The sequence below is a fragment of the Aerococcaceae bacterium zg-252 genome (assembly GCA_016237705.1).
GTDB lineage: Bacteria > Bacillota > Bacilli > Lactobacillales > Aerococcaceae > Globicatella > Globicatella yangjingiae.
Genome location: CP066204.1, coordinates 2,082,501 through 2,098,780, shown reverse-complemented (window position 1 = coordinate 2,098,780; position 16,280 = coordinate 2,082,501). Strand labels below are relative to the sequence as shown.

The window sequence follows — 16,280 nt, the reverse complement described above, 5'->3', positions numbered from 1 at the left end:
AAATAAAGAAAAAATAACAAAAGATATACACAGTTAATCCTAAAAATGTGCATAAACTGTGTATAAGTGTGCTGTTTGTGGATAAATTAATGTGGATATTCCCCATTGAACTACTTAGTTTAGGGAGAGAAATTCATTGTTTTTTTAGAGTTAAAGTGGTATTTAGTATTTGGGTTTAGCATTAACTTTGATTTTTTCAAGGATAAAATCTATATAACATCTTGACATTTTTGATAGACTTCATTAAAATGTTTTAAGTATTGACATAAGTGGATTTAGGAGGTGTCACAATGAAAAGAACTTATCAACCAAAAAAACGTACACGCAAAAAAGTACACGGATTCCGTAAACGTATGAGTACTAAAAATGGTCGCCGTGTGTTAAGAAAACGTCGTTTAAAAGGACGCGCTAAATTATCAGCATAATAATTGATTAGACTAGGGAAATCTCTAGTCTTTTTTTATTATTAAGGATTTATAGGATATTCACTCTACTATCCGAATGATAATCATTGAAAAAAGATTTAATTTTACCATGTTTTAGTTTATAATGTAAAAAGAATAATGAAGACATTAATGTTTTGTAATGAGGTAATTTATGAAAAAAGCATACAGAGTAAAAACTGAAAAAGATTTTCAGATTGCTTTCAAAAACGGTGTTTCCTTTGCGAACCGTCAAATTGTATTGTATATCTACCCTAAAAATAACCAAGCACATTTTCGGGTTGGTGTTTCAGTAGGAAAAAAAATTGGCAATGCCGTTGAAAGAAATCGAGTAAAGCGACTTCTACGTCATGCGATGATAGAAGTTGATGCAGAAATTGCTCAAGATTATGACTATTTATTGATTGCTCGACATGACATTAAAGGTAAAAATTTTGAACAAGTAAAACAGTCACTAATGCACGTCATGAGATTAGCATCAGTCGTGAAATAGTGATGTGTGAAATTTGGGAGGCATTATGAATAAATCAAAAAAATGGATACAACTTACATCATTAACTGGAATGGTTTTATTGTTAACTGCTTGTGGTAATGTCAATGCACCTATCACTTCAGAGAGTACTAACTTATGGGATCGCTACATTATTTATAGTTTATCTCAATTTATTGTTTGGTTATCAAATTTACTCGGTGGTAGTTACGCATTGGGGATTATTGTCTTTACTTTAATTATTAGGGGAGCCTTGATTCCTTTAACGAAGATGCAATTAAAATCTCAAAGACAAATGCAAGAGTTACAACCTGAATTAGATAAGTTAAAAGAAAAATATCCGAATCGTGATCGTGAATCAATGCGATTATTACAGGAAGAACAGCAATTGTTAATGGAAACAAGAGGTGTTAATCAATTTGCAGGTTGTTTACCTTTAGTGATTCAATTACCAGTTATGATGGCTTTATACCAAGCTATTGTTAGAACAGAAGTATTACGTCAAGGGCATTTTCTTTGGATGAATTTAGGAAAAGTAGATCCGTTCTTTATTTTGCCGATATTAGCGGCAGGATTAATGTTTGCGAATTCCTATTATACGATGCTATCTAATCCAAAACAAAATAGTCAGATGAAAGTATTCATGTATGTGATGCCGGTGGTTATCTTATTCATTTCAATGTCATTTCCAAGTGCTGTATCGCTATATTGGGTAATCTCTAATGCTGTGACATTAATTCAAACCTTTATGTATAATAACCCATTCAAAATTATTGCTGAGCGAAAAGCAAAAGAGCAACAAGAGAAAGAAAAAGAAAAGGCATTGCGTAAAGCACTGAAACGAACAAAAAGAAAATAGATAGGAGTATGAAGAGAATGGAACATAGTACAACAGTAAGAGCCGAAACGGTTGAAAAAGCAATTAAGATTGCTTTAACTAAGTTAAACATTACACGTGAAGAGGCACAAGTAAATGTCATCAGTGAGGGGAAAAAAGGATTATTTGGTTTTGGAAAACAAGATGCGATTGTAGAAGTGAGTACAAATCATAGAATGGATATTTCTGCTATTGACGAAGTAGTAAGCGAAGTAACCGATAATGAGCCAGAACTTGTAGAAGTAGTAGAACATGAAGAAAAAGAAGAAATTTCAGTTCAAGTTGAGACTGAAGATGTTTTAGTCAATGAAGTGCCAGTAGAAGAACATAATGATGCTAATGTTATCGAAATAGATGACCATGCGTCAGATAGTAATGCAGCAGAAGTTAGTCATGAATCAGTGGCTCGCTATTTAAAAGAAGTGATTCGTGCGTATGGAGCTGAAACTACAATTGAAGTAGAAAATACACGTAATCAAGTTATTTTCAATATTCAAACAGATAAGTCTGGTTTAATTATTGGAAAGCATGGGAAAATTATTAATGCGTTACAAGTATTGGCACAAGTAATGGTGCATCAATATGATCGTCGCCGTCAATCAATTATTTTAAATATTGGCGACTACCGTGATCGTCGTGCCAATGTATTGGAACAAATTGCAGAACGAACTGCTAAAGAAGTATTACGTACCAAACAATCTGTTGTCTTAGATCCTCTACCGAGTTATGAAAGAAAACAAATTCATGCTTATTTAAGTAAAGTGGATCATATTGAGACGCATTCAGAAGGTCGTGATCCAAATCGTTATTTAGTGGTTGAATATAAATCGTAATTTTTTTAAAGCTCACAAAATGCTAATTACATAAAATTTTGTGAGTTTTTTTGTTTTGTCTAGAGAAGTAATTGCATTCTAAAAGGTTTACAAGTATAATAAAAATTATTGTATAGACAAAAAATGCTCTCTAGAGCTAGAATAAGGAGGAAATATTATGTCACAATTCAAACAAGATGCACAAACATTGTTGAATTTAGTAGGTGGAACTGAAAATATTGCAGCTGTTACACATTGTGCGACACGTATGCGATTTGCTTTAGTCGACCCACAAAAAGCAAATGTCGAGGAAATTGAGAAATTAAGTTCGGTTAAAGGAACTTTTACTCAAGCCGGACAGTTTCAAGTCATTATCGGAAACGCAGTATCTGAATTTTATAAAGATTTTGCTGCTATTTCAGGTGTTACGCAAGCATCAAAAGATGATGTAAAAAAAGCAGCCGAAAAAAATCAAAATAAATTACAACAAGCAATGGCATTTTTAGCTGAAATTTTTGCACCTATCATTCCTGCTATTATTGTTGGTGGTTTGATTTTAGGTTTCCGTAATATTTTAGAAGGTGTCGGTTTCGAAGCATTGGGGCAAAGAGTGGTTGAAGGTATTGCTCAAGTGAATCCAGACGGCACTCCTATTTATAAGACAATTGTTGAAGTCAGTCAATTTTGGGCTGGAGTAAACCACTTCTTATGGCTGCCAGGTGAGGCAATTTTCCATTTCTTACCAGTTGGTATTGTGTGGGCAGTTACACGTCGTATGGGAACAACTCAAATTTTAGGGATTGTATTAGGTTTAACATTAGTTTCACCTCAATTATTAAATGCCTATGGTGCTGCTGGTGCCTTAGCAGACGGTACAGTTCCACAATGGGATTTTGGATTCTTTAAAGTAAACATGATTGGATACCAAGCACAAGTAATTCCTGCGATGTTAGCTGGTTTAACATTAGGATATTTGGAGAAATTCTGGAGACGCATTGTACCAGAAATGTTATCGATGATTTTAGTACCATTTTTAGCATTAGTACCGGCAGTTATTTTAGCCCATACGGTATTAGGACCAATCGGTTGGTGGTTAGGTAATATTATTTCAACGGTGGTATTAGCTGGATTAACTGGGCCGTTCAAATGGTTATTTGGAGCAATTTTTGGGGCATTATATTCACCATTAGTTATTACAGGATTACATCATATGACCAATGCAATTGATGCACAATTAATTGCGGATACTGCAACAAATACGACTGGATTATGGCCAATGATTGCTTTATCAAATATTGCACAAGGTTCTGCAGTAGTTGGATATTGGTGGTTAACACGTCACGATAAAGAGGAATCTCAAGTGACGATTCCGTCATTTGTTTCTGCATATTTAGGTGTAACTGAACCAGCAATGTTTGGTATTACTTTAAAATATGTTTATCCATTTGTAGCAGCGATGATTGGTTCAAGTATTGCCGGTTTCATTACGACAACTTTCAATGTTCAAGCTGTATCAATTGGTGTAGGAGGATTACCAGGATTTTTAGTTATTACAAAAGATTCAATGTTATTCTTTATGGTGGCAATGTTAGTTGCAATAGTAGTACCAATTATCTTGACAATCTTATTTAAGAAAATGAATTTATTTTCAGGTAAAAAAGCATAAATAAAATAAGGAATAGCCTATTTTATTCTTTTGTAACAATCGGGTATAAAGTAACAAAATGAGTTTGATACTTCATTTTGGCACTTTATGCCCAATATTTTTAACTTTTTCTAATATATAATGAAAGTGGTGTATGACTGTGACAGTACAAGAAAAAATTATCTATCAGCTTTATCCGAAATCATTTAAAGATACAACTGGAAATGGTATTGGCGATTTAGAAGGTGTGATTGAAAAAATGCCTTATTTGTCTGAACTTGGAATTAATATGATTTGGATGAATCCATTTTATCCATCTCCACAAAATGATAATGGTTATGATATTAGTGATTATACAGACATCGATTCTTTATTTGGTACAATGGAAACATTCGAACGCTTAGTAGCAGAAGGTCAAAAATATGGGATTGATATTATGTTAGATATGGTGTTTAATCATACGTCTACTGAACATCAATGGTTTAAAAAAGCATTAGCCGGCGATAAATATTATCAAGATTTTTATTATTTAAGACCAGCTAAATCGGACGGTAGTTTGCCGACAAATTGGGAATCAAAATTTGGAGGAGCAGCGTGGGCACCATTCGGCGATACTGATTTATATTATTTACATCTTTATGATGTGACACAGGCTGATTTAAATTGGCATAATGAAAATGTTCGAAAAGAATTACATAAAGTAGTCAGATTTTGGTTGGAAAAGGGAGTAAAAGGTTTCCGTTTTGATGTATTGAATGTTATCGGAAAAGATGAAGATTTAATTGATAGTCAAGCTCCAGGTTCATCACAGGAAAAATCATTATATACAGATACACCGATTGTGCATGAGTGGATTAATGAATTGAATCAGCAGACATTCGGCCTAAGAGAAGATATTGTCACAGTTGGCGAAATGTCTTCGACAACAATCGAAAATGGTATTCGCTATACTAATCCAGAAGAAAAAGAATTATCGATGATTTTCAGTTTTCATCATTTGAAAGTTGATTATGAAAATGGAGATAAGTGGAGTAATCCACCATTTAGATTTTTAGAATTGAAACAAATTTTAAATGATTGGCAACAAGGAATGTCGGACCATAATGGTTGGAATGCCTTATTCTTAAATAATCATGATCAACCACGTTCAAATAGTCGATTTGGTGATGTTGAGAATTATCCTTATGAAACACAAACCATGTTAGCAACGACTATTCAATTTTTAAGAGGAACACCTTTTATTTATCAAGGTGAAGAAATTGGCATGACCAATCCAAATTATGATAAGATGGACCAATACAATGATATTGAAACGCATAATAATTATAAATTAATGTTGGACAAAGGCTACTCTATTGAAAAAGCAATGGATATCATTCAATCTAAATCACGTGATAATAGTCGCACACCAATGCAATGGGATTCATCACTCAATGCTGGTTTTTCTAGTGGAACACCTTGGTTAGCTATTGCAGAAAATTATCAAGATGTGAATGTAAAACAAGATCAAGCAAAAGAGAAAAGTATCTTTAATTATTATCAACGATTAATAGCATTGCGTAAATCGGAGAAAGCGTTGATTGAGGGGACATATACTCCGTATTTGTTATCAAATGATAAAGTAATGGCTTATTTTAGAGAATATCAAAATGAGCGAATTTTGGTGATAAGTCATTTCTATGCAGGAGAGGTAACTATTGAATTACCGTCTGAATGGAGTAAGGCCACAAAACTAATTGGTAATGGTAATGCTAAGATAGAGAATCAGCACATTATTTTAAATTCTTATGAAACAATAGTCTTTAAATTTGAGGGATAATGCGATATAATTTGACCATACTTTTCAAGTGCTCATTACATAAAGGGTGAGCACTTGAAATTTATAGGCGTTTTACGTAAAATAAAACCAAGAAAAAGGTAAATTCGGCACTAATGAACGTATGAAATGTAGAGGGGAAAGAAGATGAAACAATCCATTTTATTAGTATTGGGATCAATATTGTTATTATGTGGTTGTCAAAAAGAACCGATGATTCGTTTAAGTGAAGCGAAACAATCTGAAATTAATGCGAAAATAAATCAAGATAAATTAAAAAATTCTGATGAATTAGCGACAGATGTTAATACTTCTTTTGATTCATCGACATTCACTGCATACGATGAATCGCAGTTATTTGAAGATATTTCTCAATTTCTTATTGCACAGACAAATCAATTGATAAAGCTAACGAATCAATCGCATTCTTTTTCGATGTATATGGACTATGTAGATGGAGGATTAGGTCTCATTCAAATGCGTGAAGTGAATGGGGATACAGTCAATAATAAATATTATTCATGGAATTCACAGCAGTTGATTCAATTAGCAAACGATAAAACATCGATGTTTCCAATCAATCATTTGAATGATGTTTCTGAAAATCCAATTACGGAAATGGTTCTATTACAGGCACCTTTGAAAAAAGGGACGTCTTGGCAAGCTGCTGACGGTGTTGAAGCAACGATTACGAATTTATACAAGGAAATTACATTAGCGACTGGAACATTTGAAGATGTTATTGAAGTAACATATAGTTCATCTGATTACGAGATTCATTATTATTACGCTAAAAATTATGGGGTAGTAGCAATTTGGCAAATTCCACTATCTGAGTCAGAACAACAACAATATTGGCAAGCTAGCGAGATTGTTGTCAATTCCAAAATAACGCAGACATTGGATATTTATCGCCCAGATGAAAATGATTTAGGAAAAGTAGTATTAGATAAGATTGACCTTTCTTGGCAAACAAATGATCAAATAACTACACTTTATACTCAACTATTCCAAACTTTAGGGTGGATAGCTGAAAATGTTCAAGTAAATGCTATTTCTTTAAATAATGATGTGTTAAATATTGATTTTTCATCAGGTGTCGTAGCTGCTATGAATCAGCATCCGGCGACAGAAGTCGGCGTTATTCCTGCCATGGTTCAAACACTTTCGAATCATTTTGGAGTAAAGAAAATTTTTCTATCGGTCAATGGTTTAGGATTACTACCAGATTCATTACCGTATCCTGACGGTGGTATTTGGATTGTAAATGAATGAAATAAAAAATAAAGATAATTGAAATGAAAAGGGGTTTAAAACGATGAATAAATTTGAACGAATCTATTTAGATATTGAAAAGAAAATTAAAACGGGTGAATTTCCTATTGGCTCACTGATTCCAAGTGAACATGATTTAGCTGAAACTTATGGTGTATCAAGAGAAACGATTCGTAAAGCACAAAAATTATTGTTAGAAAATGGCTTTATTCAAAAGAAACAAGGTCGTGGTTCAGTTGTGTTAGATTTTCATCGTTTTTCATTTCCAATTAGTGGGTTAGTAAGTCACAAAGAATTACAAGATGAACAAGGTATTCAATCTGAAACACAAATTATTTTAAATGATATTGAAGAAACACCTGCATTTTTAGTTGGTAAATTTGATATTGAAGAGGGCGAGAAGTTTATTCACTTAGTACGGACACGTTCTGTTAAAGGTGAAGTCATGATTGTAGATGAAGATTATATTCGTTGTAAATTTGTACCAAATATTCCACATTCTCAAGCATTACGTTCAATTTACCGTTATTTTGAAGAAGAATTAAACTTAGAAATTAGTTATGCGAATAAATACGGTGTGGCTGAAAAAGCTAATGAAATGGGAATAAATTTAATGAAATTAACGCCATTAGATTATGTTATCAATGTAAGTGGAGAAGTCTTTTTAGAAGATACTTCATTCTTCCAATATACAACGAGCTATCATCGTCTAGAGAAATTTAGTTTCTCAGAATTTGCACGTCGTCGTAAACGTGTTGGTCAATAGAAATTTTTATTGCAATTAATACTAGTGTTTTGGTATAATGCAATCGAAATGAATAAACAGCAGTCAAAGTGCTAATCACTCTTTTATATAAAGGGGTGGTTTAGGCACTTTTTTATTTTGAGTTAAGGAGGCAGAAATCATGTATCAAATGGACACGATTGTTGCGATTTCTACTGCATTAGGCGAGGGAGCAATTGGAATTGTACGTTTAAGTGGGCCAGAGGCTATAAAGTATGCAGCGAAAGTATTTAAAGGAAAAGACTTAGTTGAAGTACCAAGCCATACAATTCATTATGGACATATTGTTGACCCTAAATATGACACGATTATTGATGAAGTAATGGTAAGTGTTATGCGAGCACCACGTTCGTTTACGACAGAAGATGTTGTCGAAGTGAACTGTCATGGTGGTGTGGTTGCTGTACAACGTATTTTAGATTTATTTTTGCAAGTAGGTGCTCGATTAGCTGAGCCAGGAGAGTTTACCAAACGAGCATTTTTAAATGGACGGATTGATTTGTCACAAGCTGAAGCCGTAATGGATTTGATTCAAGCGAAAACAAGTCGAGCAATGACTGCATCAATGAATCAATTAAGAGGTAGTCTTTCCGGAAAAATTCGTCAACTCAGACATGAAATGCTCCAAACATTAGCTCAAGTTGAAGTGACGATTGATTATCCGGAATACGATGATGTAGAAGAAGTTTCACTACAATATTTACGTGAAACGTCATACTCGGTTAAAAAGCAAATTGAACAAATACTCCAACAAGCTCAGCAAGGAAAATTATTCCGTGAGGGGATTCAAACAGCGATTATTGGACGACCAAATGTTGGAAAATCAAGTCTTTTAAATCGTTTAACCGGTATTGAAAAAGCGATTGTCACCGATATTGAGGGAACAACACGAGATACGATTGAAGAATATGTTAATATTCGTGGTGTACCGTTAAAATTGATTGACACTGCTGGTATTCGTCAAACTGATGAAATTGTTGAACGTATTGGTGTCGATAAATCAAGACAAATGATTGAACAAGCAGATTTAATTATTTTATTATTAAATCAATCGGAAAGACTTCAAGAAACGGATATTGAGTTATTAACGACAACGAAAGATAAAACACGTATTATTTTATTAAATAAACAAGACTTGCCGGCACAGTTAGACCAAAATGTATTAGCACAATATACAGAACAAGATGAAGTGATTTACACATCAATGGCAACGGAAAATGGGATTGAACAATTAGAAACCGTCATTGAGCAAAAATTCTTCGCTGGACATTTACAATCAACAGATGTTAATTATTTATTAAATTCAAGACATACTGCTTTACTCTATCAAGCCATTGAGGCATTAGATGAAGTATTGGGAGCTATTGAGGCTTATATGCCAGTTGATTTAATTCAAATTGATTTTACAAAGGCTTGGGATTTATTAGGTGAAATTATCGGAGAAAGCGTACAAGACGAGTTATTGGATAAATTATTTAGCCAATTTTGCTTAGGAAAGTAGGAAGAAAATGAAGTTAGCAACGATTTGTTATATTGATAATGGCTCACAATTTTTATTGTTGCATCGCAATAAACGTCAGAATGATATTCATAAAGGCAAATGGGTCAGTGTTGGTGGAAAATTTGAACCTGGTGAAACACCTGAAGCGTGTGCTAAACGAGAGATTTTTGAAGAGACAGGTTTAATTGCTGAAAAAATGGAGTTATGTGGTTTTATTACCTTTCCAAATTTTACACAAGACGGAGAAGATTGGTATAGTTTTGTGTATCGAGTTACTGAATTTTCAGGTGAGTTACAAGCAGAATGTCATGAAGGCACTTTGTCTTGGGTAGACTATGATGAGATAAAAAATAAACCGACATGGGAAGGGGATTATATCTTTTTATCATGGGTATTAGAAAAATCACCATTTTTTTCAGCTAATTTTACCTATGAAGATGACCAGTTAATTGAGCATTTTGTTGAGTTTTATGACCATAAATAATCAATATTAGAGCTTATGAAGAGAATACAAGGAGGAAGACAATGCAAACGTTTGAAGCAGGACAATATGATGTAATTGTAGTTGGAGCCGGTCATGCCGGTTCTGAGGCAGCATTAGCAAGTGCTCGAATGGGGAGTCGAACATTATTATTAACATTAAATTTAGAAATGGTTGCCTTTATGCCATGTAATCCGTCGGTTGGTGGGCCGGCTAAAGGGGTTGTTGTACGTGAAATTGATGCCCTAGGTGGTGAAATGGGTAAAAATATTGATAAAACATATATTCAAATGCGTTTACTCAATACAGGAAAAGGGCCAGCAGTGCAAGCATTGAGAGCACAGGCTGATAAACATTTATACGCACAATCGATGAAACAAGTACTTGAAAATACTGATAATTTGGATTTAAAACAAGGTTTAGTGAATGAATTAATTGTTGAAGATGGTGTTTGTAAAGGTGTTATTACACAAACAGGTGCGATTTATCGCTCAAAAGCTGTTGTATTGACAGCAGGGACTTCATCACGAGGCAAGATAATTATTGGAGAGTTGAGTTATTCATCAGGGCCTAATAATACATTGCCGTCTATTAAGTTATCTGAAAACCTGTTGGCTTTAGGATTTGAATTAGTACGATTTAAAACAGGTACACCACCACGAATTCATCGTGATACTATTGATTTTGAATTGACCGAAATACAACCAGGAGATGAATCACCGAATCATTTTTCTTTTATGACACCAGATGAAGATTATAAAGAAGAAAGTGTTCCTTGTTGGTTGACGCATACAAATGAGTCCACTCATGAAATTATTCAAGCTAACTTGCATCGAGCACCTATGTTTAGTGGCATGGTAGAAGGGGTCGGTGCACGTTATTGTCCGTCAATTGAAGATAAAATTGTCCGATTCAGTGATAAGCCACGACATCAAATATTTATTGAACCAGAGGCATTGTCGACAGATGAGATGTATGTTCAAGGATTATCGACTTCGATGCCTGAAGATGTGCAATTAGCCATGATTCGTTCGATTAAAGGTATGGAACGAGCAGAATTAATGCGACCTGGATATGCGATTGAATACGATGTTGTCATTCCACACCAATTACGTTTATCACTTGAAACAAAATTAGTGAGTGGGCTATTTACTGCGGGGCAGATGAATGGGACAAGTGGTTATGAAGAAGCAGCTGGACAAGGTTTAATTGCTGGTATCAATGCTGCATTGAAAGCTCAAGGTAAAGAACCATTTGTTATGAAACGTAGTGAGGGCTATATCGGTGTTATGATTGATGACTTAGTAACCAAAGGGACGACAGAGCCTTATCGTTTATTGACATCACGAGCAGAATATCGCTTGTTGTTGCGTCATGATAATGCTGATTTACGTTTGACGGAGTTAGGCTATCAATTAGGATTAGTTGATGAGGAACGTTATGCACAATTTAAATTAAAACAACAGTTAGTTAGTGAAGAAATTGAACGATTAACTGCCATTCGTCTAACACCAAAAACTAAAGGATTGATTGACTACTTAGATGGTATTCAGTCAACACATTTAAAAGACGGTATTTTAGCGATTGATTTGTTAAAAAGACCGGAAGTGAAATATCAAGAATTAGTACAATTAATTCCACGTGAACAAGGTAATTTAGAACGTCAAGTAGCTGAGCAAGTTGAGATTCAGACAAAATATGAAGGCTATATCAATAAAGCCATTCAACGTGTCGAAAAAATGAAAGCAATGGAAGAAAAAGCGATACCGGCAAATATTGATTATGATGCGATTGATAGTTTGGCGACAGAAGCAAAAGACCGTTTGAAAAAAATTCAGCCTACGACATTGGGGCAAGCGAGTCGTGTGAGTGGTGTTAATCCAGCAGATATTGCGGTATTAACAGTTTACATTCAACAAGGGAAGATAGCACGAGTTGAATCAACTCAAAGTCATGATTAATTGTTAAAATTTTAAGGGCTAGGCAAAGAGTTAAGAATGCTAACTTTTTGTCTAGCCCAATTTTTGTATGACAAAGATTAGTTTGTTACATTAAGATAATGCAAGGCAATTTTTAATAATGCATGACTACCATATTTTAAGACTGCTTCATTAGGATTAAATCGTGCATTATGTAATGGATAATAGTGTTCTAAATTTTCACTACAACCTACAACTAAAAAGGTTGCTGGTACTCTATCAGAGAAACTTGCAAAGTCTTCACCGACCATTTTGAAGTGAACGGTTGATACAAGACCATCAGGAAACACATCATTCATTAATTGACGTGCGATTTCAGCTTTTTCTGGGTCATTATATACTGGAGTGGCTGGACATTGATATTGAATGCTTGTTTTAACTTGATACATCGTTTCAATTGCTTGTGTGAACTGACGGATACGTTGTTGAATATGGTCTTTATCTTCTGAAAAATGTGTCCGAACTGTTCCTTTTATCGTACATTGGTCAGGAATAACAGCAGGTGCTTCTCCAGCTTGCATTGAACAAATCTGTATCACATGTGGGTGAAGTGGATTAATTTCTTTATTCAAATCATGAATGAGTTGATAGAGATGAACACCTGCCCGTAAAGGATCGATTGAGGCAAAAGGTAGGCTACCATGACCACCACGTCCATTTAATTGAATCGTAAAAAATTCTGGATAAGCACTAATAGGACCGTCTTCAATGGCAGCTGTACCTAATTTTAAATGTGGCTCGATATGTAAACCAATAGCATAATCTACTGTTGGATTTTCCATAATGCCGTCAGCAATCATTGAATTAGCACCATTATGTCCTTCTTCAGCAGGTTGAAATACCAGTTTAACATTACCATGTAGGGAAGATTGATAATGCAGTAAGATTTTAGCAATGCCTAATAAATTAGCCGTATGAATATCGTGTCCACAAGCATGCATAATATTGGTATTTTCAGACGCAAAGGGCAAATCTGTTAACTCTTGAATGGGAAGAGCGTCCATATCTGCACGAATTAATAAAGTAGGGCCTGAAGAAGCACCGTTAATTAATCCTACTACACCATGACCACCGATATTTGTCTGATGAGGAATCCCTAATTTTGTTAATTGTGTGGAAACATAATGTGCTGTTTCTTTTTCATATAAAGATAATTCTGGGTGCTGGTGTAAATATCTGCGATGAGCAACAATTTCATCATAGTACTGTTCAATATATTGTTTTAATTGATTCATCTTAAACACTCCTCAGTATATTGGTTATATTAGTATAACATTATCTAGGTACTAGATTAAGTAATTGAAGTGTAAAAATTAATCTTTTCGCTACTTCAATTAGTCAATTATTTAATGTAAAATAGACAAAGTACGATGAAAGAATATTTGGAGGAATAAAATGAAAATAGTCATTGTCGGAGGCGGGAAAGTTGGAGAAAAACTTTGTGCCGAATTATCACATGAGCATAATGATATTTTATTAATTGAAAAAGATGAAGAAAAGCTTGATCAGTTAATGAATAAATTTGATATAACTGGTATCGTTGGAAATGGTGCGAGTATTGAAATTCAACAAGAAATTGGCGTTGATACGGCTGATGTATTTATTGCAGTAACCGAAATGGACGAAATTAATCTCATTTCGTCAGTTTTAGCAAAAAATTTAGGGGCAACTTATACCGTTGCACGGGTAAGAAATCCAGAATATTCAAATCATCAAAGTGTATTAAAAGAAAGTCTCGGCCTTTCTCTGATTATTAATCCTGAATTATCAGCTGCTCGAGATATTGTTCGAGTATTAAAATATCCGTCTGCTTTAAGTGCAGAATCATTTGCTGCTGATAGAGTAAATTTAGTGGAAGTAGAAATTAATGAAGATTCAAAACTAGTTGGTGTTGATTTACGGGAATTTCGTCAAAAATTTGGTTCGATATTAGTTTGTATGAGTATTCGAAATGATGAAGCGATAATTCCTAGTGGGAATTATCAAATTCAAGCGAATGATCGTATTTTTATTACCGGTGAAGCAACCGATATGATGCGTTTCTTTAAAGTAATTGGAAACAATGAAAAATCGATTCGCTCTACTTTAATTATTGGTGGTGGTAGAATTGCCTACTATGTATTGAAAGCATTGAAGCAAAGTAAAATTAAAGCTACAGTAATTGAGTTAGATAGAGAAAGAGCACAATATTTGAGTGAAGAATTTCCTAATGCCACCGTTATTCATGCTGACGGTTCGGATCATGAAATTTTAGAAGAGTATGGATTAGAAGATTTTGATTCATTTATGTCATTGACAGGGGTAGATGAAGAAAATCTAGTAATGTCAGTATTTGCAAGACACAATGGTGTAAAAAAAGTCATTACGAAAATGAGTCGAGTTGAAATATTAAAAATATTAACTTCTGTACCATTACGCACGATTATCACGCCTAAGCAAATAGTCGCAAATGAAATCATTCAGTTTGTCAGAGCAAGAGCGAATATACAAGGTTCTAATGTTGAAGCATTATATCGCTTAGCTGATAATCAAGTAGAAGTATTACAATTTAGAGTAACACGCAATAGTAAAGTATGTAATATTCCATTATTCCAATTAAAAATCAAGCCGAATGTCCTAATCGCTTATATTATGCGTGGGCAGGAATTGATTTTCCCAAATGGTAATGACCAATTAATGCCACATGACCGTGTCCTTGTTGTAACTACAGCTAGAATGTTTGAAGATTTAGAAGATATTTTGATGCAGTAGGAGGAAAGTATTGAAACGAACGATTGTTGCCTATTTATTAGGTAAAATATTATTAGTAGAGTCATTACTATTGTTGCTACCAGTAATAGTTGGTTTGATATATCGAGAACCAATAGAACAGATTAGCAGTTATTTATTTGTTTCTGCTTTACTCGGTGGTTTTGCATTTTTAGCTGGGAAATTAAATCCTAAAAAAATTAAGCTATATTCAAGAGACGGTATGGTAATAGTAGCATTAGGCTGGATAGCACTGTCGTTTTTTGGTGCATTGCCATTAGTATTGACCAAAGAAATACCAAATATATTTGACGCATTTTTTGAAATTTCAAGTGGCTTTACTACAACTGGGTCAAGTATTTTGCCCACATTATCACCATTAAAACATTCTTCACTATTTTGGAGAAGTTTCACCCACTTTGTTGGAGGAATGGGATTTCTAGTATTTACATTAGCAGTATTACCTAACACTTCAGAATATATTCAACTGATGAGAGCTGAGGTGCCTGGCCCTACTTTTGGGAAATTAGTAGCAAAATTAAGTGGAACTGCAAGAATATTATATGGATTATATATTATTATGACTGCGATTTTAGTCATGATTTTAGTCATTGTAAAAGTTCCAGTATTTGATGCCTTTTTACTAGCCTTTGGGACAGCAGGAACGGGTGGATTTGCTATTAATGATCAAGGTTTTTCAATCTATCAAAATCAACAACTGGTAGAGTGGATTATTGCGATAGGTATGCTATTATTTGGGATAAATTTCAATATTTATTACTTGTCGATATTAGGGTATTTTAAAGAAATTATAAAAAATGACGAGGAATTAAAATTTTATCTATTAATTGTTATTACTGCAACGACACTAATTACAGTAAATATTATTCATTATTATGACAATTTCAGTCAATTAATACGAGAAGTATTCTTTACAGTAAGTTCTATTATTACGACTACCGGTTATTCCGTCAATGATTTCACAAAATGGCCGATATTTTCACAAACCATTTTAGTATTATTAATGTTTATTGGGGGATGTGCTGGCTCAACAGCAGGTGGAATTAAAGTCATTAGAATTATCATCTATATTAAAGAATCGATTGCTGAAATAAAAAAATCAGCTCAAAGTGGAAGAGTGGTAGTTCCCAAAATATCAGAAAAACCACTGAGAAAATCAATAGAAAGTCAAGTTTCGCACTATTTAATGGTTTACATTGCGATATTTATTATCATATTACTTTCTGTATCTATTGAAGTTGATGATTTTACAACAGCCTTTACTGCCGTTGCAGCTACCTTTAATAATATAGGGCCGGGATTATCAAAAGTTGGACCAATGGAAAATTTTAGTATTTTTTCAAATTGGAACAAATTTGTGTTAAGTATAGGAATGATTGCAGGAAGATTGGAAATATATCCAATGATT

At 33.9% G+C, this 16,280-nt stretch carries 14 protein-coding genes (1 of these 14 only partly in view); 13 read left to right on the top strand and 1 reads right to left on the bottom strand.

Going from position 1 to position 16,280, the window contains the following annotated elements:
- Positions 1 to 290 precede the first annotated feature (290 nt).
- From rpmH to mnmG, 11 genes are all read left to right on the top strand, one after another.
- Positions 291 to 425: a 50S ribosomal protein L34 gene (gene rpmH, locus JDW14_09915; protein QQD65550.1), complete on the top strand. Its 135-nt coding sequence runs from the start codon at positions 291 to 293 to the stop codon at positions 423 to 425.
- Positions 426 to 597: 172 nt separating this feature from the next.
- Positions 598 to 936, top strand: a complete 339-nt coding sequence (gene rnpA, locus JDW14_09910) for a ribonuclease P protein component (protein ID QQD65549.1) — start codon at positions 598 to 600, stop codon at positions 934 to 936.
- Between the two features lie 25 nt (positions 937 to 961).
- On the top strand, positions 962 to 1,792 hold the full coding sequence (yidC, locus tag JDW14_09905; GenBank protein QQD65548.1) for a membrane protein insertase YidC: 831 nt from the start codon (positions 962 to 964) through the stop codon (positions 1,790 to 1,792).
- Positions 1,793 to 1,809: 17 nt separating this feature from the next.
- A complete protein-coding gene (locus JDW14_09900) occupies positions 1,810 to 2,643 on the top strand; it encodes a protein jag (protein ID QQD65547.1) in 834 nt (277 codons plus the stop codon).
- A 157-nt stretch (positions 2,644 to 2,800) separates the two neighbouring features.
- A complete protein-coding gene (gene treP, locus JDW14_09895; GenBank protein QQD65546.1) occupies positions 2,801 to 4,288 on the top strand; it encodes a PTS system trehalose-specific EIIBC component in 1,488 nt (495 codons plus the stop codon).
- 133 nt (positions 4,289 to 4,421) lie between these two features.
- Positions 4,422 to 6,086, top strand: coding sequence for an alpha,alpha-phosphotrehalase (gene treC, locus JDW14_09890; protein ID QQD65545.1), 1,665 nt, complete (start codon positions 4,422 to 4,424; stop codon positions 6,084 to 6,086).
- 144 nt (positions 6,087 to 6,230) lie between these two features.
- Positions 6,231 to 7,358, top strand: coding sequence for a GerMN domain-containing protein (locus JDW14_09885; GenBank protein QQD65544.1), 1,128 nt, complete (start codon positions 6,231 to 6,233; stop codon positions 7,356 to 7,358).
- 43 nt (positions 7,359 to 7,401) lie between these two features.
- Positions 7,402 to 8,124 (top strand): trehalose operon repressor, encoded by a 723-nt coding sequence (gene treR / locus JDW14_09880; protein ID QQD65543.1) that lies wholly within the window; start codon positions 7,402 to 7,404, stop codon positions 8,122 to 8,124.
- 139 nt (positions 8,125 to 8,263) lie between these two features.
- Positions 8,264 to 9,643 carry a tRNA uridine-5-carboxymethylaminomethyl(34) synthesis GTPase MnmE gene (gene mnmE, locus JDW14_09875; protein QQD65542.1) on the top strand — a complete coding sequence of 460 codons (1,380 nt, stop codon included), beginning with the start codon at positions 8,264 to 8,266 and terminating at the stop codon, positions 9,641 to 9,643.
- A 7-nt stretch (positions 9,644 to 9,650) separates the two neighbouring features.
- A complete protein-coding gene (locus tag JDW14_09870; protein QQD65541.1) occupies positions 9,651 to 10,127 on the top strand; it encodes an 8-oxo-dGTP diphosphatase in 477 nt (158 codons plus the stop codon).
- Between the two features lie 41 nt (positions 10,128 to 10,168).
- Positions 10,169 to 12,085 carry a tRNA uridine-5-carboxymethylaminomethyl(34) synthesis enzyme MnmG gene (mnmG, locus tag JDW14_09865; GenBank protein QQD65540.1) on the top strand — a complete coding sequence of 639 codons (1,917 nt, stop codon included), beginning with the start codon at positions 10,169 to 10,171 and terminating at the stop codon, positions 12,083 to 12,085.
- Positions 12,086 to 12,162: 77 nt separating this feature from the next.
- Here mnmG and JDW14_09860 read toward each other — a convergent pair whose 3' ends face one another.
- Entirely contained in the window at positions 12,163 to 13,338 is a 1,176-nt protein-coding gene (locus JDW14_09860) for an amidohydrolase (GenBank protein ID QQD65539.1), read from the bottom strand.
- 160 nt (positions 13,339 to 13,498) lie between these two features.
- Between JDW14_09860 and trkA the strand changes: the two genes are divergently transcribed.
- Positions 13,499 to 14,854 (top strand): Trk system potassium transporter TrkA, encoded by a 1,356-nt coding sequence (gene trkA / locus JDW14_09855; GenBank protein ID QQD65538.1) that lies wholly within the window; start codon positions 13,499 to 13,501, stop codon positions 14,852 to 14,854.
- A gap of 22 nt (positions 14,855 to 14,876) precedes the next feature.
- On the top strand, positions 14,877 to 16,280 hold the 5' portion of the coding sequence (locus tag JDW14_09850; protein ID QQD66551.1) for a TrkH family potassium uptake protein. The gene runs 45 nt beyond the window's last position; the window shows 1,404 of its 1,449 coding nt (coding positions 1-1,404); its start codon is at positions 14,877 to 14,879; its stop codon lies beyond the right edge, outside the window.